Below are 306 nucleotides of genomic sequence, written 5' to 3' on the forward strand. Positions count from 1 at the left end.
ATAGCGACCCTATGGCGACGCAGATTACGAGGGGATGTTTCTGCTGCCATCAATACGGCTTCCAAGGCCGATTCAAAATCCTGTAGCTTAACATGAAGCGCGCAAAGTAAATCGTAGGCGACTAACTGTGAGTCTGGTTTAAAGGCGAGTTGCAGGATTAGTTTTTCCGCTTCTTCATCTTCATCCAGTTTAATCAACGCGTTAACCAATCCCAGTTTGGCCCAGGTAAAAGGCTGCACATTGATTACAGCATGATAAAAATCTTTTGCCTCTTTAGCTTTGTCACACGCCAGCAGCAACTCGCCT

General features: G+C 46.1%; 1 pseudogene. It reads right to left on the bottom strand.

What is annotated here, in order from left to right:
• Positions 1–306 (bottom strand): annotated as a pseudogene (locus tag J0A66_RS22665) (response regulator); the annotation flags it as partial.

It is taken from the genome of Bowmanella dokdonensis, assembly GCF_017254865.1.
In the GTDB taxonomy this organism is placed as follows: Bacteria; Pseudomonadota; Gammaproteobacteria; order Enterobacterales; family Alteromonadaceae; genus Bowmanella; species Bowmanella dokdonensis.